This window comes from Mycobacterium sp. IDUB_5 (assembly GCF_055419565.1).
Genome location: NZ_JBVAXX010000001.1, coordinates 639140 through 659202 on the forward strand (window position 1 = coordinate 639140; position 20063 = coordinate 659202).

General features: G+C 67.1%; 18 protein-coding genes. 12 read left to right on the forward strand and 6 right to left on the reverse strand.

From position 1 onward, the window contains the following. The first annotated feature begins 94 nt into the window (after positions 1-94). From ACZY1G_RS03115 to ACZY1G_RS03170, 12 genes are all read left to right on the forward strand, one after another. Positions 95-1429 (forward strand): MFS transporter, encoded by a 1335-nt coding sequence (locus tag ACZY1G_RS03115; RefSeq protein WP_463813568.1) that lies wholly within the window; start codon positions 95-97, stop codon positions 1427-1429. Next, positions 1429-2256, forward strand: coding sequence for a transketolase (locus tag ACZY1G_RS03120; RefSeq protein ID WP_463813569.1), 828 nt, complete (start codon positions 1429-1431; stop codon positions 2254-2256). The genes ACZY1G_RS03115 and ACZY1G_RS03120 overlap by 1 nt, the downstream gene beginning before the upstream one ends. Further along, the gene (locus ACZY1G_RS03125) at positions 2253-3236 is read left to right on the forward strand and encodes a transketolase family protein (protein ID WP_463813570.1); all 984 of its coding nucleotides are present in this window, start codon (positions 2253-2255) and stop codon (positions 3234-3236) included. Before ACZY1G_RS03120 ends, ACZY1G_RS03125 begins: the two co-directional genes overlap by 4 nt. Before the next feature lie 44 nt (positions 3237-3280). Beyond that, complete coding sequence (locus tag ACZY1G_RS03130) at positions 3281-3949, forward strand: GntR family transcriptional regulator (protein ID WP_463813571.1); 669 nt, start codon at positions 3281-3283, stop codon at positions 3947-3949. A gap of 401 nt (positions 3950-4350) precedes the next feature. Further along, positions 4351-4446, forward strand: a complete 96-nt coding sequence (locus tag ACZY1G_RS03135) for a potassium-transporting ATPase (protein ID WP_463813572.1) — start codon at positions 4351-4353, stop codon at positions 4444-4446. Beyond that, entirely contained in the window at positions 4443-4532 is a 90-nt protein-coding gene (locus ACZY1G_RS03140) for a potassium-transporting ATPase subunit F (RefSeq protein ID WP_463813573.1), read from the forward strand. The genes ACZY1G_RS03135 and ACZY1G_RS03140 overlap by 4 nt, the downstream gene beginning before the upstream one ends. Beyond that, positions 4532-6202 carry a potassium-transporting ATPase subunit KdpA gene (kdpA, locus tag ACZY1G_RS03145; RefSeq protein WP_463821569.1) on the forward strand — a complete coding sequence of 557 codons (1671 nt, stop codon included), beginning with the start codon at positions 4532-4534 and terminating at the stop codon, positions 6200-6202. The genes ACZY1G_RS03140 and kdpA overlap by 1 nt, the downstream gene beginning before the upstream one ends. After that, on the forward strand, positions 6202-8367 hold the full coding sequence (gene kdpB, locus ACZY1G_RS03150) for a potassium-transporting ATPase subunit KdpB (protein WP_463821570.1): 2166 nt from the start codon (positions 6202-6204) through the stop codon (positions 8365-8367). The genes kdpA and kdpB overlap by 1 nt, the downstream gene beginning before the upstream one ends. Positions 8368-8369: 2 nt before the next feature. Continuing rightward, positions 8370-9245, forward strand: a complete 876-nt coding sequence (locus tag ACZY1G_RS03155) for a potassium-transporting ATPase subunit C (protein WP_463821571.1) — start codon at positions 8370-8372, stop codon at positions 9243-9245. A gap of 7 nt (positions 9246-9252) precedes the next feature. Further along, the gene (locus tag ACZY1G_RS03160) at positions 9253-11802 is read left to right on the forward strand and encodes an ATP-binding protein (protein ID WP_463821572.1); all 2550 of its coding nucleotides are present in this window, start codon (positions 9253-9255) and stop codon (positions 11800-11802) included. Next, positions 11799-12479 (forward strand): response regulator, encoded by a 681-nt coding sequence (locus tag ACZY1G_RS03165; RefSeq protein WP_463813578.1) that lies wholly within the window; start codon positions 11799-11801, stop codon positions 12477-12479. Before ACZY1G_RS03160 ends, ACZY1G_RS03165 begins: the two co-directional genes overlap by 4 nt. A 64-nt stretch (positions 12480-12543) precedes the next feature. After that, on the forward strand, positions 12544-13488 hold the full coding sequence (locus ACZY1G_RS03170; protein ID WP_463821573.1) for an enoyl-CoA hydratase/isomerase family protein: 945 nt from the start codon (positions 12544-12546) through the stop codon (positions 13486-13488). Here ACZY1G_RS03170 and ACZY1G_RS03175 read toward each other — a convergent pair. From ACZY1G_RS03175 to ACZY1G_RS03200, 6 genes are all read right to left on the reverse strand, one after another. Beyond that, positions 13445-14746, reverse strand: a complete 1302-nt coding sequence (locus tag ACZY1G_RS03175; protein ID WP_463821574.1) for an amidohydrolase family protein — start codon at positions 14744-14746, stop codon at positions 13445-13447. The two genes, ACZY1G_RS03170 and ACZY1G_RS03175, sit on opposite strands and share 44 nt — an antisense overlap. Beyond that, positions 14740-15798: a CoA transferase gene (locus ACZY1G_RS03180; protein WP_463821575.1), complete on the reverse strand. Its 1059-nt coding sequence runs from the start codon at positions 15796-15798 to the stop codon at positions 14740-14742. The genes ACZY1G_RS03175 and ACZY1G_RS03180 overlap by 7 nt, the downstream gene beginning before the upstream one ends. 72 nt (positions 15799-15870) lie before the next feature. Continuing rightward, the gene (locus tag ACZY1G_RS03185; protein WP_463821576.1) at positions 15871-16941 is read right to left on the reverse strand and encodes an NAD-dependent epimerase/dehydratase family protein; all 1071 of its coding nucleotides are present in this window, start codon (positions 16939-16941) and stop codon (positions 15871-15873) included. 115 nt (positions 16942-17056) lie between these two features. Next, positions 17057-18211 (reverse strand): APC family permease, encoded by a 1155-nt coding sequence (locus tag ACZY1G_RS03190; protein WP_463821783.1) that lies wholly within the window; start codon positions 18209-18211, stop codon positions 17057-17059. 75 nt (positions 18212-18286) lie between these two features. After that, a complete protein-coding gene (locus ACZY1G_RS03195; RefSeq protein ID WP_463813583.1) occupies positions 18287-18553 on the reverse strand; it encodes a hypothetical protein in 267 nt (88 codons plus the stop codon). 7 nt (positions 18554-18560) lie between these two features. Continuing rightward, a complete protein-coding gene (locus tag ACZY1G_RS03200) occupies positions 18561-20051 on the reverse strand; it encodes a flavin-containing monooxygenase (RefSeq protein WP_463821577.1) in 1491 nt (496 codons plus the stop codon). Between the last annotated feature and the right edge of the window lie 12 nt (positions 20052-20063).

Below are 20063 nucleotides of genomic sequence, written 5' to 3' on the forward strand. Positions count from 1 at the left end.
ACTGTTGACAATGGCTGTGCGCGGGCTCACACTCAGTGACGCAGCGCACTGTTGACCGTCGACAGTGACGCGGATCTTTGAAAGGATGGCCATCATGAGCGATGACGCTCTGACGATGCGGGGTCCGGTGCACGGCACGAAGGACGCCAAACGAGTCGCGATCGGTTCCGGGGTCGGTGCCGTGATCGAGACCTACGACTTCATCGGGTTCGGGACCGCCGCGGCGCTCTACTTCGGCACCGCGTTCTTCCCGAACTCCAGCCCGGTCGCCGGCACGCTGGCCGCATTCGCGACGCTCGGCGTCGGCTTCGCGGCGCGCCCTCTCGGCGGCATCATCGGCGGCCACCTCGGCGACAAGGTCGGCCGCAAGCCGGTGCTCGTCGCCTCGCTGATCGTCATGGGACTGGCCACGTTCGCGATCGGTCTGCTGCCCACCTACGCCATGGCCGGTGTGGCGGCGCCGATCCTGCTGGTGACCGTCCGCATCATCCAGGGTCTGGCCTTCGGTGCCGAATGGGGCGGCGCCATCCTGATGAGCTACGAGCACGCCCCGTGGAAGCAGAAGGGCCGTTACACCGGCATCGTGCAGGCCGGCTTTCCGGTCGGGCTGCTGCTCGCCAACCTCGTCTTCCTGGTCAGCGTCCACCTCGGTGGCGACTGGGCCTGGCGGGTGCCGTTCCTGGCGAGCATCGTGCTCGTGATCGTCGGTCTGATCATCCGCGCCAAGGTGCCCGAGTCGCCGGTGTTCGAGAACGTGAAGGACAAGGGCGATATCGTCAGGGCGCCGATCGTCGAGGTGGTCAAGCGTGACTGGCGAAACATCCTGCGCGGCATCGGTCTTCGGATCGCCGAGACGGCCGGCTACGCCGTCTCGATCACCTACATGATCAGCTACCTCAAGAGCGCCGAGCTGGCCACCAAGACCGAGACCCTCGTCGCGCTGTGCGTCGCGTCGTTCCTCGGCATCTTCGCCACGATGGCGTGGGCGCGGTTGACCGACAAAATCGGCAGGCGGCCGGTCTACATCGGCGTGTGCGCTTTCGCGATCCCCTTCGGCGTGCTGATGTTCCTACTGGTCAACACCGGGTTGCTGGTGCTGATCGTCGCGACCTTCGTCATCGCATACAGCGTGTGTCAGAACGCCCTCGCCGGCGCGCAGGGTGCCTGGTTCCCCGAACTCTTCACCGCGAACACCCGCGCCTCCGGCGCCTCACTGGCCTACCAGATCTCGGCGATGGTCTCCGGATTCACCCCGTTCATCACGACGCTGCTCTACGAGGGCTTCGGCTGGGTCGGGCCGGCGGTGCTGTTCTCGGTCTACGCCGCGATCGGACTCTGGGCCGCGCTGATCACCCGGGAGACGTGGGGCCCGGCCGAGCGCAAGGCCGCCGACGTCGCCGCCGGCCAGCAGCCCGCGATGGCCGCCTGATGCGCGCGCAACGGGTGCGTGACGCTGCCTACCGGATGCGTCACCACGTCCTGAACATGGGTGAAGCGCAGGGGCAGGGCTACGTCGGCCAGGCCCTCGGGGCCGCCGACATGCTCGCCGCGGTCTACGCCGATCAGCTCACCTACCGCGCCGACGATTCGCACTGGGAGGGCCGCGACCGGTTCCTGCTCTCGACCGGTCACTACGCGATCGGCCTGTACGCCGCACTCGCGGAGGCCGGCATCATCGGAGTCGACGAACTCGAGACGTACGGATCCGACGACTCTCGACTGCCGATGTCCGGAATGGCAAGTTACACACCGGGTATGGAGATCTCCGGCGGATCACTGGGTCACGGCCTCACCGTGGCGGTGGGGATGGCATTGGGGCTGCGTCACCAGGGGTCGACGGCCAGGGTGATCAACTTCCTGTCCGACGGTGAGCTCGACGAGGGGTCGACCTGGGAGGCCGCGATGGGCGCCTCACATCACGCGCTCGGAAACCTGATCGCGATGGTCGACATCAACGCGTTGCAGGCCGACGGCCCCACCATCGGGGTCCTGCGCACCGAACCCGTCGTCGACAAATGGGCGGCATGCGGTTGGCATGTGCAGCGCGTCGACGGCAACGACGTCGACGCACTCCTGGGCGCCTTCGACCGCATTGATCACGGACGGCCGTCAGTGATCCTGTGCGACACCAGGATCGGCCGAGGGGTGCCGATGCTGGAGCAGCGGGAGAAGGCGCACTTCATGCGCATCGACGCCGATGAGTGGCAGATCTGCCGCGATCAACTGACCGAAGGCTACCGAGGAGTGCCGGCATGACCTCTGCAACCAAACTCAAGACCTCGGCGATGATCGCATCGTTCGCCGACCCCGGGCAGAAGACCACGCCCGCGCCGTTCGGGCACGCCCTGGTCGAGGCCGCCCAGCGCGACGAGCGCATCGTCGGGCTGACGGCCGATCTGGGCAAGTACACCGACATGCACATCTTCGCCCAGGCCTTCCCCGAGCGGTTCTTCCAGATGGGCATGGCCGAGCAGCTGCTGTTCGGCGCCGCGGCGGGCATGGCCGAGACCGGGCTGGTGCCGTTCGCCTCGACCTACGCGGTGTTCGCCGCGCGACGCGCCTACGACTTCATCTGCCTCGACATCGCCGAGCCCAACCTCAATGTCAACGTGGTCGGCGGATTACCCGGTCTGACAACAGGTTACGGTCCGTCGCACCAGGCGACCGAGGACATCGCGATCTTTCGGGGCATGCCGAATCTGACGATCGTCGATCCGTGCGACTCGGTCGACATCGCCCAGGCCGTGCCGCAGCTCGCCGAACACCCGGGCCCCACGTACCTGCGGCTGCTTCGCGGGAATGTGCCCACCGTGCTGGACGAGTACGACTACCGCTTCGAGCTCGGGAAGGCGAAGGTGCTGCGCGACGGAGCCGACGTCGTGCTGATCTCGTCGGGGTTGATGACCATGCGCGCGCTCCAGGCGGCCGAGCAGCTGGCCGGCCACAACGTGGACGTCGCCGTGGTGCACAGCCCGACCATCAAACCGTTCGACGCGGATACCGTTGCAGCGCAGATCGATTCGGACCGGTTGGTGCTGACGTGTGAGAACCACACCGTGGTCGGGGGTCTCTTCGAGACCGTCGCCGCGATGGCGGCACGGCGCGGCCTGGGCGCCCGGATCACGCCGATCGGTCTGCCCGACGAGTTCCTCGACGCGGGCGCGCTGCCCACGCTGCACGACCGCTACGGCCTGTCGACCGCGCGGATCGTCGCGACGGTGCTCGAGCGACTGTAGGATTCAATGTCGACAGCCAAATGTTGACAATCAGGGAGTCCGTCATGTCGGTCGACGCCACGTCGCTGCTGAGGTTGGAGAAAACCTCCCTGCGGCAGCAGGCGCTCACCGCGCTGCGGCGCGCCATCACCACGGGGCAGCTCACTCCCGGCACCCACCTGGTGGAGACCGAGCTGTCCGAGGCGCTGCAGATCAGCCGCGGCACGCTGCGCGAGGCGATGCGTCAACTCCAACAGGAGGGTCTCATCTCGGCGGGCGCGCGGGGCCGGCTGTCGGTGCGCCACCTCGACGCCAAGGAGATCGCCGACATCTTCGCCGTCCGCGCCGCTCTCGAGTCGCTGGCCGCCACGCTGCTGGCCGGCCGGGACGACCGCGCCGACGCCGGGGCGGCGCTGCGCAAGGCCGTCGACGACATGGACCGGTGGTCGGCGTCGAACCTGGAGGACCGCATCGAGGCCGATCTGCGCTTCCACCGGACGATGTGCCAGCTCACCGGCAACGAGACGCTGGTGCATTCCTGGTCGTCGCTGGAGGGCAGCATCCGGATGTCGATCATGTTCGCCGGGGTGGACCGTGCTCTGAAGAACATGGACGTCCATCGCCACCTGACGATCGTCGAGGCCATCGAGGCAGGCGATGCCGATTCCGCCGCGGCCACCGTGCGCGAGCACATGGCCGGCGCGGCGGCTACGTTGGTGGGTTCGCAGGGCTGACCGCCCGAATCTCCGACATCCCGGTGTCAACCGTCCACCACAACATCTCGACTGCGCCGGAGGTGCCGGTCACGGTCCGTCGGCACCCGTAAAGGCCGCGATGCCGGTCTCCGACTGTGTCCCGGAGCTCCTCGACGACGGTCATCAGCGAACTCGGGTCCGACTTTCGGTAGGCCAAGGACCTGGTTGTGTCCTGGATCACTCTCGTGTGAGCAACCTCGGTCCTTCGGTGGTTGCGACCCTGTCGGGAGGACAGAAACGGGCGTAACGGAAGGAAGCCGTAAAGGAGCGCATGGGCGGCGTCAAAAAGTCGTAAAGACACTGGCCCTTGCGACCGGCTAGGCAGAAAGTGTGGAAGGCCTGTGAAATCCGCGGGCCTGCACTCGTGTGGGAGTAACCCCGTGTCTGACCCCTTGTCACTGGTCATCTTCGTCGCGCTGACGGTGGCGGTCTTCGCCGTCCTCGGCCTGGTGCAGAAGTTGGTCGAGAAGTTATGAGCTTCGAGAACATCGTCGGCCTGGTGCTGTCGATCCTGGTCGCGCTCTTCTTGTTCGCCGCCCTACTGTTTCCCGAGAGGTTCTAGTGAGCAGTACCACCGCGGGGATCCTCTTCCTCGCATCGCTCGTCGTCGCGCTGGCGGCCGTCCACGTGCCGCTGGGTGATTACATGTACCGCGTCTATTCCTCCGAGAAGCACCTCGGCGGGGAGCGCGTGATCTACCGGTTGATCGGTGCCGATCCGAAGGCTGAGCAGACCTGGGGCGCATACGCCCGCAGCGTGCTCGCTTTCTCGGCGGTCAGCATCCTGTTCCTGTTCGCTCTGCAACTGGTGCAAGGCAGACTGCCGCTGCATCTGAACGACCCGGCCACCCCGATGACGCCGGCGCTGGCGTGGAACACCGCGGTCAGCTTCGTCACCAACACGAACTGGCAGGCCTACTCCGGAGAGTCCACGCAGGGCCATCTGGTGCAGATGGCGGGACTGGCGGTGCAGAACTTCGTCTCGGCCGCCGTCGGCATGGCCGTGGCGATGGCATTCGTGCGCGGCCTGGCTCGACGCAACATCGGCGAACTCGGCAACTTCTGGGTCGACCTGGTGCGCGGCAGCATTCGCATCCTGCTGCCGCTCTCCATCGTCGCCGCGATCGTCCTGGTCGCGGGTGGCGCGATCCAGAATTTCGCACTCCACGATCAGGTCGTGAACACCCTCGCGGGCGCCCAGCAGACGATCCCCGGCGGACCGGTCGCCAGCCAGGAAGCCATCAAGGAGCTCGGCACCAACGGCGGTGGCTTCTACAACGCGAACTCCTCGCATCCGTTCGAGAATCCGACGACGTGGACCAACTGGATAGAGATCTTCCTGCTGCTCGTGATCGCCTTCTCGCTTCCCCGCACGTTCGGCCGCATGGTCGACAGCCGCAAGCAGGGGTACGCGATCGTCGCCGTGATGGGCGTCATCGCCACGATCAGCGTCAGTCTGACGATGCTGTTCCAGCTACAGGCCCATGGCACCGTGCCGACAGCAGTAGGCTCAGCGATGGAAGGCGTGGAACAGCGCTTCGGAGTAGCTGATTCGGCGGTGTTCGCCGCATCGACCACACTCACGTCGACGGGCGCGGTGAACTCGTTCCACGATTCCTACACCAGCCTCGGCGGCATGATGACGATGTTCAACATGCAGCTGGGCGAGGTCGCCCCCGGCGGTGTCGGATCCGGCCTGTACGGCATGTTGATCCTCGCTGTCATCACGGTGTTCGTCGCGGGGCTGATGGTCGGCCGCACCCCCGAATACCTCGGGAAGAAGATCACCCCCCGCGAGATCAAGCTGGCCGCAACCTATTTCCTGATCACGCCGTTGATCGTGCTGACCGGTACCGCCGTTGCCATGGCGCTGCCCGGGCAGCGCCATGGGATGTTGAACACGGGCCCCCACGGACTCTCGGAGGTCCTGTACGCCTTCACCTCTGCGGGCAACAACAACGGTTCGGCCTTCGCGGGCATCAGCGTCAACACCGAGTGGTACAACACCGCGCTCGGCCTGGCAATGGCCTTCGGCCGCTTCCTGCCGATCATCTTCGCCCTCGCACTCGCCGGTTCGCTTGCCCGGCAGGGCAAGACGCCAGAGTCGATCGGCACGCTGCCCACCCACCGGCCACAGTTCGTCGGCATGGTCGCCGGCGTGACCCTGATCCTGGTCGCTCTGACCTTCCTGCCCATGCTCGCGCTCGGGCCCCTCGCTGAAGGAATCCACTGATGTCTGTCACCACCATCGAGGCCGCGCACCAGAAGCAGTCCTCGTCGTCGCCGCAGGGAAAGATCCAGGGCGGTCTGCTGGATCCGGCGATGATCCGTAAATCCCTGCCCAGTGCACTGGCCAAACTCGACCCGCGCACGCTGTGGCGTAACCCGGTCATGTTCATCGTCGAACTGGGCGCAGTCTGGAGCACGATTCTCGTCATCGTGGATCCGACGTGGTTCGGCGTGCTGATCGTCATCTGGCTCTGGCTCACAGTCGTTTTCGCGAACCTGGCCGAAGCTGTCGCGGAGGGCCGCGGAAAAGCGCAGGCGGAATCGCTGCGCAAGACCAAGACCTCGACGATGGCCCGCCGGTTGGTGGACTGGCAGCCGGGCGGGCCCATCCGCGAGGACGTGGAAGAGTCGGTGGCCGCTCCGCTGCTGCAGCAGGGCGACGCAGTGGTCGTCGAGGCCGGCGAGGTGATCCCCGGCGACGGCGATGTCGTCGAAGGCATTGCCTCGGTGGACGAATCGGCCATCACCGGAGAATCGGCGCCGGTGATCCGGGAATCCGGTGGCGACCGGTCGGCCGTCACCGGCGGCACCACGGTGCTGTCGGACCGGATCGTCGTGCGCATCACGCAGAAGCCGGGCGAGAGCTTCATCGACCGGATGATCGCGCTCGTCGAGGGCGCCAACCGGCAGAAGACTCCCAACGAGATCGCGCTGAACATCCTGCTGTCATCCCTGACGATCATCTTCGTGTTCGCCGTCGCGACCCTCCAACCGCTGGCGATCTATTCGAAGGCGAACAACCCGGGCGTTCCGGACAGCCTGGCGCTGGGCGGAAACGGCGTCACCGGCATCGTGATGGTCTCGCTTCTCGTGTGCCTCATCCCGACGACGATCGGCGCGCTGCTGTCCGCCATCGGTATCGCCGGGATGGACCGCCTCGTGCAGCGCAACGTGCTGGCCATGTCGGGACGCGCCGTGGAGGCCGCCGGCGACGTCAACACCCTGCTGTTGGACAAGACCGGAACGATCACGTTGGGCAACCGGCAGGCAGCCGCCTTCGTGCCGGTCGACGGTGTCACCGACGATCAGCTCGCCGACGCGGCGCAACTGTCCAGCTTGGCCGACGAGACCCCCGAGGGTCGCTCGATCGTCGTGTTCGCCAAACAGCAGTACGGACTGCGCGCGCGCACCCCGGGAGAACTGGCCCACGCGACCTGGATCGAATTCTCCGCCACCACAAGGATGTCGGGCGTCGACCTGACAGACGGGACCGACGACCACCAGCTCCGCAAGGGCGCTGCCAGTTCGGTCGCCGACTGGGTGCGCACCCAGGGCGGCGAGGTACCGGCCCAGCTCGGTGACATCGTCGACGGCATCTCCGCCGCAGGCGGCACACCGCTGGTCGTCGGTGAGGTGCGCGGCGGTGCCGCACGGGTTCTCGGCGTCATCCATCTCAAGGACGTCGTCAAGGAGGGCATGCGGGAACGCTTCGACGAGATGCGCCGCATGGGTATCCGCACCGTGATGATCACGGGCGACAACCCCTTGACTGCCAAGGCGATTGCCGATGAAGCCGGTGTCGATGACTTCCTGGCCGAAGCGACGCCGGAAGACAAGATGGCGTTGATCAAGAAGGAGCAGGCCGGCGGCAAGCTGGTCGCGATGACGGGCGACGGCACCAACGACGCACCCGCCCTGGCGCAGGCCGACGTCGGCGTCGCGATGAACAGCGGCACGTCGGCGGCCAAAGAGGCCGGCAACATGGTCGATCTCGACTCCGATCCGACCAAGCTGATCGAGATCGTCGAGATCGGCAAGCAGCTGCTCATCACGCGCGGCGCGTTGACGACGTTCAGCATCGCCAACGACATCGCCAAGTACTTCGCGATCATCCCCGCGCTGTTCGTGGGCCTGTTCCCGGGCCTCGATCTGCTCAACATCATGCGGTTGCACAGCCCGCAGTCGGCGATCCTCTCGGCGGTCGTCTTCAACGCCCTGGTGATCGTGGCGCTCATCCCGCTCGCGCTGCGCGGTGTCCGCTACACGCCGAGCAGCGCGTCGAAGCTGTTGAGCCGCAACCTCTCCCTCTACGGAATCGGGGGGATCGTCGCGCCGTTCATCGGCATCAAGCTGATCGATCTCGTCGTCCAACTCTTCCCAGGAATGTGACCATGAACATCTCGAATCTCGTTCGGCAGCACTGGGCTGCGCTGCGCGCGCTGCTCGTTTTCACGGTGATCCTCGGGATCGCCTACCCGTTGGTGATCTGGCTGCTGGCGCAGAGCCCCGGACTCTCGGACAAGGCGAACGGCTCGATCATCGAGGCCAACGGAGAGCCCGTCGGCAGCAGCCTCATCGGGCAATCGTTCACCGACTCCGACGGAAACGCTCTGCCGCAGTACTTCCAGAGCCGACCGTCAGCCGCCGGGGACGGCTATGACCCACTGGCCACCAGCGCCAGCAACCTGGGCCCGGAGAGCATCGTGGACACCCCCGACAAACCCAGCCTCCTCACGACGGTGTGCTCGCGCAGCACGGCGATCGGAGACCTCGACGGAGTGGACGGATCGCGTCCGTTCTGCACCAGCGGTGGAGTGGGCGCGGTGCTGTCGGTGTTCGGCCCGCGCGATCTGAGCGGCGATGTCGTCGACCCGACCCGGGTGGTCAGCGTCAACGAATCGTGCGACACCACGTCGGCGCCGTTCCTGACCACCTACGAGGGCGTCCGTGTGGAATGCGCGAAACCGGGCGAGGACTACAGCTCGGGCCAGATCGTCCCGATCCGCGGCAGTGCGCCTGCCGATCCGGCGGTGCCCGCCGACGCCGTCACCGCCAGCGGCAGCGGGCTCGATCCGCACATCTCACCGGCCTACGCCGAGCTGCAGGTCGCGCGGGTCGCCAGGGCGCGCGGGGCATCCCCGGAGCAGATCGAGGCCGTCGTCGCCGACCACACGTCCTCGCGGACGCTCGGGTTTTTCGGTGAGCCCCGGGTCAACGTGCTGGAATTGAACCTCGCCCTCGACCAGCAGTACCCCGCCAGGAGCTGATGCCAGCGTGCCGGACACGTCCACCCCAGCCGGCCACAAGCCGAGACGCGGGGAGCTGCGTATCTACCTGGGCGCAGCCCCCGGCGTCGGCAAGACCTATGCGATGCTCGGGGAGGCCCACCGGCGCATCGAGCGGGGCACCGATCTGGTCGCCGGTGTGGTCGAGACGCACGGCCGCAAGAAGACCGCCGAACTGTTCGAGGGCATCGAGGTCATCCCGCCGCGCTACATCTCCTACCGCGGTAGCGAATTCCCCGAACTCGACGTGCCCGCGATACTCGAGCGCAAGCCGCAGGTGGTCCTCGTCGACGAGTTGGCGCACACCAACACGCCGGGAAGCAAGAACACCAAACGCTGGCGGGACGTCGAAGAGCTCCTCGACGCCGGCATCACCGTGGTCACCACGGTGAACGTCCAGCACCTGGAGAGCCTCAACGATGTGGTCACCCAGATCACCGGTATCGAGCAGCAGGAGAAGGTGCCCGACGAAGTGGTCCGGGCGGCCGATCAGATCGAGTTGGTCGACATCACGCCGGAGGCGTTGCGCCGCAGGCTTTCTCACGGAAATGTCTACGCGCCGGAACGCATCGACGCTGCATTGAGCAACTACTTCCGGCGCGGCAACCTCACCGCGTTGCGGGAGTTGGCGCTGCTGTGGTTGGCCGATCAGGTCGACGCGGCGCTGGCCAAGTACCGCGAGGAAAACGACATCACGGCGACCTGGGAGGCGCGCGAGCGGGTCGTCGTCGCGGTCACCGGCGGACCCGAATCGGAGACCCTCGTCCGCCGTGCCTCCCGCATCGCGTCGAAGTCCAGCGCAGAGCTCATGGTCGTGCACGTGGTGCGCGGTGACGGTCTCTCCGGGGTGTCCGGCTCGCACATGGGGAAGGTCCGGGAACTGGTGACCAGCCTCGGCGCGACGCTGCACACCGTGGTCGGCGACGACGTCCCTGCCGCCCTTCTCGACTTCGCCCGTGAGATGAACGCCACCCAGTTGGTGCTCGGAACCTCGCGACGCTCGCGCTGGGCGCGAATCTTCGACGAGGGCATCGGCGCGGTCGTGGTCCAGGACTCGGAGAAGATCGACGTCCACATGGTCACCCACCCGGAGGCCGCGCAGGGATTCCGGTGGCCCTCGCTGGCGCCGCGCAGCCGCCACGTGGCGTCGTGGCTGGCCGCGGTCATCGTCCCGTCGGCGATCTGTGCCCTGATCGTCGGCGTCCTGGACGTCTTCCTGGACGTCAACGGTGAAAGTGCGCTGTTCTTCATCGGTGTGCTCGTCGTCGCACTGCTCGGCGGTGTCGCACCCGCCGCGTTGTCGGCGGCGCTGTCCGGACTCCTGCTGAACTATTTCCTCGTCGAACCCCGATACACCTTCACGATCGCCCAGCCCGACAGCGCCGTCACCGTCGTCGTTCTCCTCATGGTCGCCGTCGCCGTCGCGGCTCTGGTGGACAGTTCGGTCAACCGCAGCCGCGAGGCTCGGCGCGCCTCCCAGGAGGCAGAACTGCTGGCCCTGTTCGCCGGGTCGGTGCTGCGGGGCGCCGACCTGGACACCCTGTTGGAGAAGGTGCGCGAAACCTATTCGCAGCGTGCCGTCAGCCTGCTGCGACGCGGCGACGACGACGTCGAGGCGATCGTCGGCTGCGTGGGCGCCGATCCGTGCGTCGACGTCGACACGGCCGACACCGCGATCGAAGTGGGCGACGACGAGTTCTGGCTGCTGCTCGCGGGCAAGAAACTGCAAGCCCGCGACCGCAGGGTGCTGACCGCGGTCGCCAAGCAGGCCGCCGGCCTGGTGCGTCAACGGGAACTCACCGAAGAGGCCGGCGAAGCCGAGAGCATCGCGCGCGCGGACGAACTGCGACGCTCCCTCCTGTCAGCAGTGAGCCACGATCTGCGCACCCCGCTCGCCGGCGCCAAGGCAGCCGTGTCGAGCCTGCGCAGCACCGACATCGCCTTCTCTCCCGACGACACCGCCGAATTGCTGGCCACGATCGAGGAATCGATCGATCAGCTGACAGCGCTCGTCGGGAACCTGCTCGACTCGTCGAGGCTGGCAGCAGGTGTGGTCCGGCCCCAGCTGAACCGCGTGTATCTGGAGGAGACAGTGCAGCGCGCGTTGGTCGGCATCAGCCGCGGAGTCACCGGCTACGGCCGCGCCGAACAGGTCGATCGCGTGAAAGTCGATGTGGGACACCAGGTGGTGATGGCCGACGGAGGTCTGCTCGAACGCGTGCTGGCCAACCTGATCGACAACGCCCTGCGCTACGCGCCCGACGGTCCCGTCCGCGTCACTGCGGGCCGGGTGGGCGACCGCGTGCTGATCGCCGTCGCCGACGAGGGGCCGGGAATCGCCCGCGGCAGCGAAGAGCAGATCTTCGAGGCTTTCCAGCGGCTGGGCGATCAGGACAACAGCAGCGGTGTCGGTCTCGGACTCTCCGTCGCCCGCGGCTTCGTCGAGGCCATGGGCGGTTCGATCTCCGTCGGTGACACCCCCGGCGGAGGTCTCACCGTCGAGATCGACCTCGCGGCTCCCCAGGAGGGACAGAGATGACGCGGGTTCTCGTCATCGACGACGAACCTCAGATCCTGCGCGCGTTGCGGATCAACCTGTCGGTCCGCGGTTATGACGTGAAGGTCGCGGCGACCGGTTCCGAAGCCCTGCGCCTGGCAGCGGATTTCCGTCCGGACGTCGTGGTGCTCGATCTCGGGCTTCCGGACATGAGCGGGATCGACGTGCTGGCCGGTCTGCGTGGCTGGTTGACCGCACCCGTGCTGGTCCTCTCGGCTCGCACCGACGCCACGGACAAGGTGGCCGCCCTCGATGCCGGGGCCGATGACTACGTCACCAAACCGTTCGGCATGGACGAATTCCTGGCCCGGCTGCGGGCCGCTGTGCGCCGGTCCTCGGCGGCGGGCCCCAGCAGTGAGCCTGTCATCGAAACAGCCTCCTTCACAGTCGATCTGGCGAAGAAGGAAGTCACCAAGAACGGTGCACTGGTCCACCTCACACCGACCGAGTGGGGAATCCTGGAGATCCTGGTCCGCAACAGCGGGAAGCTGGTCACCCGTGAGCAATTGCTGACCGAGGTGTGGGGTCCGACGTACGCGAAGTCGTCGCACTACCTCCGGGTGTATCTCGCCCAGCTGCGCCGCAAACTCGAAGACGATCCGTCCAATCCGACGCACCTGCTCACCGAAGCCGGGATGGGACACCGCTTCCGGCCCTGATGTGTCGACGTCGGAAAGCCGCCATCACCTACTATGGCGTTGTTGGGCTGTCGGGGGAGTGTGGATGAGGCATGTCCGGATCGTCGACGGCGCGCTTGTCGACGCCGAGACTCCGCAGGATGCGACATTCTCGCTGACCGAGCGGTCCACCGAGGACCGCCGGGTGGTGACGGTGGCAGATGTCGACGCGACTGTGGCCGACCTCGCTGCCCGGGTCGCCCGCTGGCCGCAGGCCGCCGCAATGTGCGACGACGTCGTTCGGGCTCTCGATCCGGCGGGATCCGTGTTCAGCGGCCTGATCACCGAGTCCCTGGCGTACTCCACTCTGCAGGCGGGCCAGGAGTTCAGCCGGTGGCTGGCTGAGCGCGGCCCGGCCACGGCGGTCGACACCGCTCAACCAGTCATCTCGTACCGGGAGGACGATCGGATCACGATCACGTTCAACCGCCCCACGCGACACAACGCGTTCTCGAACGGAGCCAGGGCCGGCCTCCTCGAAGCTCTCGATGTAGCCGTGCTCGATACCTCTGTCCGTGAGGTGGTGCTGGCAGGGAACGGCCCGTCCTTCTGCAGTGGCGGTGATCTGGCCGAGTTCGGTCAGTTCTCCGATCCGGTGACCGCGCATTTCGCCCGAACCCGTTACAGCCCAGCCCTGGCACTGGCAGAGCTCACCGCCAGACTGGGTACGGGCTGCCGTGCTGAGGTGCACGGACATGTCATGGGCAGTGGCTTGGAGATGGCGGCGTTCTGCGGACGTCTCGTGTGTCATCCTGACGCGGTACTCGGCCTTCCAGAACTGGAACTGGGTTTACTCCCGGGCGCCGGCGGTACCGTGAGCGTCACCCGGCGCATCGGCCGTTGGCGCACCGCGTATCTCGTGCTGTCCGGGTGCACTCTCGACGCCGGAACCGCGCTGCAGTGGGGCTTGGTCGATGACATCGACCACAACACGCGGGCACGCGACGCTATCGGTGGAACACGAGACGACCCGAGACGACCGTCGCGGTGACCATCTGAGCATCCAGCTCGCAGATGACCTGCCGCGGTGGGGCCGACAGCACACACAGGTCCCCAGGGGATCCCCGCTCGACTCGACGTTGCACCGCCGGCCGGGTCGGTTCGCCCAGGAACATCGTCAAAGCCGTTGTCGGATCGACCCTTTCATCGGCTGCCAGGACGGCACCGGAGGGCGTCTTCCTATCGACCGCGGCCCGCATCGTGGCCCAGGGATCGGAGTGACCGAACGGGGCATCGGTCGACAGGGCGACCGGAACACCCGCGCTGCGCAGGGAGGCCACTCGCCAGAGCTCGTGGTGCTCAGCCGCTGGGATGTCGCGAAGGTAGTGATCTCCGCGCTCGGCGACGAAGTTGGGCTGTGTCACGACGGTGGCCCCGGCAGCGACGAGATCGGGGATGGTGGCATCCGGGACGACGGCCGCGTGCTCGATGCGATCTTGCGGGTGAGGGCCCGCAGATGCGAGTGCGGCGAGCGCGACAACCAGTTGGGCCGCGGTGACGCAGTGCAGCGCGACGGGATGATCAACGTTGTGGCGCTTGATGATCCATTGTGTGAGGGCCTCGAGGTCGAGGTCGTCGTCGTGCAGAATGCGCTTGCCCGGGGCAAGGCAGTGCACCCTCTGCGCGAGCTCACCACGTCGGTGGGCCTCGTGAAGCTCTGCCACCTCGGCAGGTTCGAGCCCCGGGGTTGCATCGGTGACCCCCGTGACGCCATACGAGCTGAGTGTGGCGCTGAGGTCTCCCAATCCGACGTCGAGGCGTGGCAGTTCTCGCGACCACTGGATGTCGGCGCTGCGGAGTCTGCCGTCGGGGTGATCGTGAGCCCCGATGCGTGCGAGGCCGGCCGAGTTGAGCGTCCACAGGACCCCGCTCCGATCCTGAATCCTCAGGGGGACCGCCGGGCACATTCGGTCGAGCAGGTCGCGGTCCAGGGGGCCGGCGACGGATTCGTGGTAGTCGACCGCGCGAATCCATCCATCTGTGCCGGCCGCCGACGTTCGCAACACGCGTGCCAGCTGTGGAAGACCCTGCACCACATCAGGACTCAACCGCACTGATACCAATGCTGCCGCTGCTGACCGCAGGTGAAGGTGATGATCATGCAGACCTGGAAGCACCGTGGCGCCGTCGGCATCGACGACCACTTCGCCCCGCAGGGAGTGCAATGAGGGTGACACCTCGTCTATCAGGGTCCCCAGACGGATGTCGACGATGGTGCCGTCGAGCAGTGCGGCCCGGCGAATCAGCACGTCGCCGCCAAGCGCTCGGTCACGATGCGGTCGACGAGCGCATTGTCCGCGCCCGCCAGGGGAGCCGCCTCGGTCACCGAAAGCATTGCTGTGCAGGCGATTGCGCGTTCTCCCGCCACCTGTGCGTACTGTGCGGCCACGGCACTCATCGCCATGGTGATCACCTCGCCGCCCCCGCGCTTCAGCGCCTCGAGGACCGCGCGTAGGGCTTCCAAACCTGTCAACGGATCGGCAATGGCGTCGCCGCAGAACGTGGGCGCTTGTGCGGTGCCGCCGACCAGGCCACCCGAAACTGCTGCGTCGTCGCCGAACGCCACCCAGTCGGCCTGCTCACCTGTGCCCCCGTGGCCCGTGATCTGCAGCCACACCCGACCGTCGCGCGAGGGTACGTCGTCTGGACCCAGACCCCGCCGGGACAGTGCCGCCGGACGGGATGATTCCAGGACGACATCGGCCGCACTGAGCAGATCGACGAGGCGCTCGTGATGATCGAAATCGGCGAGATACGAGAGTTTGCCGCAGTTCACCCAATCGAAGAACTGCGCAGATCCGGCTCGCGTGCCGTCCGGTCGACGCCGGCTCTCCACCTTCACCACTGTGGCTCCCGCGCGTGCGAGTAGTCGGCCGCACAGCGGTCCTGCCCACATCGAGGACAAGTCAGCGACCAGCAGGTCGGACAGCGGGCGCGGCGACGCACGTCGTCCGGCGCGACGAACGTTCGGCGCGGCCGGCGCGGTCTCCCCCAACATGCCCACCGGCAGGCCCAGCAGGCGTGCGCGTTCGGCGAAAGCCCGTGTACCGATGACTCGCAATCGATCTCGTACTGCGCCCCATGGGTCCGCGCCCACGGCGTCCTCTTCGACCAACGCGGGCACCGCTTCGACATCCTCGGCGCGCGCCAACGACAGCGCACACCATTCGTCGGCAGAACTCATCAGATGCGTCGCGCGCCCCGCCGACACAGTGTTCGAAGGGGCCACGCCGAGGAGCGTCGCGCGACCGGCGAGGAGTTCCTCGACGTCGACATCGATACCGGCCAGGCCGGTCACCATCTGAGCAGTCTGCTGTGCAGCCGAGATGACCCCTGCAGGGACCGTCAGCGTCGCCATCGAAGTATCCAGGGGCTAGGTGCTGGGGGTGTCGGGGGACGGATCTCCGATTCTACGGCCGATGGCGCCCCAGGGATCAGCGTAGGTGCCCGGCTGTCCGCGGTAGGCAGATCGGCGAGCCAGCAGCGCGCGAACGATCGGGACTGCGGGGCGCAGGAGGTGACGACTGAGGCCTGCGTTTCGACGCGCGTCGGTGAGCATGTCCGACCACGTGTGGTGTTGAAAGCCCAAAGCCTGTTGCGCGCGAGCGGTGTCCATCCAGTCGGTGACGAACCAGTCGTCGTCGCTGTCCGGATTTCCCGGGCGCCCCGTCGGCAATCCTCCGACGAGCCCGCGAGTCGCGGCGAGCTCGGCCCCGACCTCCGCCTGCACTCGGCGGTGGGAATCGTCACCCGCGATCAGAAGTGTTTCACCGACGACGTCAGCGGTGGCGGCCGCCGCGAACGCGAACGCCACGTCGCGGACATCGACGGTGTGGATCCGGCCATCCGCGGGCAGGCAGCTTTCGAAGTACAGGGCATCGGTGCTGAAAGGAATGGCCTTCGGGTCCGCACTCAGGACGCCGCCGAGGCGCAACACCACCCACTCCAGGTCTGAGCTGCGCACGATCGATTCCGCTTCGGCCTTGTGGGCGCTGTAGAGATCCGACGGGCGCATCGGCATATCGGCGGTGACTGGTCCGGTCGCACGATGGGGATTGCGCGAACCGTAGACGGCGTTGCTGGACGCTTGAACGAATCTCGGTGGCTTCGGCTGGGATTGCGCGACATCGACCACGGTGCGCGTCGCCTCGACGTTGACTCGGCGTGCCAGCGTCCGGTTGCGATAGATGCCCGGGGGGATGACGGCTGCGAGGTGAATGATGACTGCCGGCGCGGCGTCGGTGATCGCTCGAGTCGCCTGTTCTCGATCGGTGAGATCGACCCATGCCACTCGAACAGTGCTGGGTAACGTGGCCGCGAGTGCTCTATTGGCTGGGGTGTCGAGGTCCGCGACGATCACGGGATGCCCGATCGCGGTGAGCCGCGCGACGGTCACACGACCGACCAGGCCGAACCCGCCGGTCACTAGAACGGTTCCTGGCACGTGATCTCCTCGACGTCATCCGACACTCGGTTGTCGTCATCCTCACACAGAGGCGCGATCGCTCCCTGCCGGGCTCGCGGGCCGGGTGTTCACATAACGGCGGGCGATCAGCTTCCTAGCGCGCAGACCGCGACTGCACCGCGTAGGTCGCCATCCCCACGGCCACCACCACGGCGCCGGCGACCACCGAACTCAGCGGCAACGTGAAAGCCAGCGTGAGACAGCCGATCAGGCCGACTGCGGGCACCATGCGGCGGCCCAGCGTGAACGCCGAGGCGTTCGCGATCGCGTAGTACAGCAGCACGCCGAACGACGAGAAGCCGATCGCCCCGCGCACGTCGACCAGCGCGGTGACGACCGCGACGACTGCGCCGACCGCCAGTTCGGCGCGGTGCGGCGTGCGGTGGCGCGGATGCACCGCGGCCAACGCGTGCGGAAGGTAGTGGTCGCGGGCCATCGCCAGCGAGGTTCGCGACACGCCGAGCAGCAGCGCCAGCAGCGCACCCAGCGCACCGATCGCCGCGGCGACGCTGACAATCGGGGTCAGGCTGCTGAAACCGGCGGACCTGACCGCCTCGGACAGCGGCGCATCGGCGGCGGCCAGTCGCGCGCTGCCGAGTTCGGCGAGCACCGCGACGGCCACGACCGCGTAGACGACCAGCGTGATGCCGAGCGCGATGGTCACCGCCCGCGGAATGGTGCGGGCCGGGTCACGGACCTCCTCGCCCAGCGTCGCGATCCGTGCGTATCCGGCGAATGCGAAGAACAGCAGCCCGGCGGCCTGCAGGACGCCGTACGGCGACGGGTCGTCACCGACCAGGCGGCCGCCCTGGGGATCGCCGCCGCTGACGATCAGCGCCACCACGAGCACCAGCACGGCGAGCACCACGCCGACGATGATGCGGGTCAGCAGCGCCGACTTCTGCACGCCCGCATAGCCGATCGCCGTCAGCGCCACCACCGACGCCACGGCGACTGCCGTCGCGTGCGCCGGCCAGGCGTAGTGCCCGACCGTCAGCGCCATCGCCGCACACGACGCCGTCTTGCCGACGACGAAACTCCAGCCGGCCGTGTGTCCCCAGAACGGGCCGAGGCGTTCGCGGCCGTACACATAGGTGCCGCCGGATTGCGGGTACCGTGCGGCCAGCCACGCCGACGACAGCGCGTTGCAGCAGGCGACCACCGCCGCGATCGCCAGGCCGATCAGTAGCCCGGTGCCCGCCACGGCCGCGGCGGGCGCGAGCGCGACGAAGATACCGGCGCCGATCATGGCGCCGAGACCGAGTACGACGGTGTCGACCGTGCCGAGACGGCGCTGCAACCCCGGCGTGCTCACACTCCGACGTTACTTCTGGCGGATGACATTCCCGCCGAGGTACAGCAGGTAGGCCAGCACCCCGACCAGGGCGAGCTTGCGTGTCTTGGGCGCGGCGATGCCCAGCCCGAGCGCAGTCTCGACACCGCCGTCGACATACACGTGGCTGCGGGTGTTGGTCGGGAACGCGGCCTTGGTCATGCCCTCGTAGATCTGTGGGGCGACGAAGTGCGACAGGCCGGTCGCGGCCAACGCGAGGCCTGCGGTCTTGGCGGCCCGTGAATTCTGTTGCGGCACAGTAGTCCTAACTGATCTGGTAGTCGCTCAAGGGGAATTCCGACGCTTCCCGGATCGCGGTGCTCGTCGACATCGGCCGCAGCAGGCTCGGTTCGCCGTGCGGGTTGAAGTAGTAGGAGCGCGAGCTCGCGCAGTTGCCCAGCTTCCACAGGGAGTCGCCGAGCAGCTCGGTCATCCGGTCCAGATACTCGGCGTTGGCGGCCTCGGTCACCTCGAACGTCGTGGCGCGGCGGCGCTTGACCTCACCGAACAGCCGGTCCATCAGCCGCATCTGGTATTCCATCGTGTTGAAGAAGTTCAATCCGAGGAACGCATATGGGCTCGCCAGCGACAGGTAGTTCGGGAAGTAGGGCATCGACACACCCTGGTAGGCCTGGAACCTGTTCTCCCGCCACCACTTTCCGAGGTTGCGGCCGTCGCGGCCGATCACCTCGATGGCGGGGAAGTTGGCTTCCCACAGGTCGAACCCGGTGGCCAGCACGAGAGTGTCGATGTCGGTCTTCGTGCCGTCGGCGTTGACGATCCCGTCGGCTGTGACGTGGTCGATGCCGTCGCTCTGCAGGTGCACGTGTGGCTTGGTGAACGTCCGGAAGTAGCTGTTGGAGAACGTGGGCCGCTTGCAGCCGATGTCGTAGTCGGGAGTGAGCCGGCGACGCAGTTCCTTGTCGCGGACCTGGATGAACTGGTTGATCTTGCACAGGTCCATCGCGGAGATGTTCAGCCGGCGGTTGAGCGGCACCCGGTAGTGCACCACGCCGACGTTGATCATCATCTCGTAGATCGTGTCGGTGATCGCGCGGACGATGCGCTGCGCCAACGGGATTCGAGCGAAGATCCGCTTGGTGCGCTCGGAGATCCGGAAGTCGAGCTTCGGGGCGACCCAGATCGGCGTGCGCTGGTAGACGGTCAGGTCGGCGGCGGTCTTGGCCAGCTCGGGGATCAGCTGCACCGCGGTCGCACCGGTGCCGATGACGGCGATGCGCTGGCCGGCCGGGTGGAACGAGTCGTCCCAGTCGGTGGTGTGCAACACCCGGCCCTCGAACGTCTCGATGCCGGGGATCTCGGGCAGGCGGGGCTGGGACAGGAAGCCCGTCGCAGTGAACAGGTAGCGCGCCGACAGCGTCTCGCCGTCGCCCAGTGACACCTGCCAGCAGGCGGCCTCCTCGTCCCACCGGGCTCCCGAGACCACGACGTTGAACCGCATGTGGCGGCGGACGTCGTACTTGTCGGCGACGTCGTCGGCGTACTGCTTGATCTCGGAGCCGGTGGAAAACAGCCGCGACCAGTTCGGGTTCGGCTCGAAGAAGTACGAGTAGGTGGTGGTCGGCACGTCGACCGCCAGCCCGGGGTAGTGGTTGACGTACCAGGTGCCGCCCAGGTCGTCTTCCCTGTCGAGGATCACGAAGTTCTCGTAGCCCATCCGCTTGAGCTGGATGGCGGCCCCGATCCCGGCGAATCCGGCCCCTACGATGACCGCGTCGTACTGCACCGAAGTCATGCGCTAGACGGT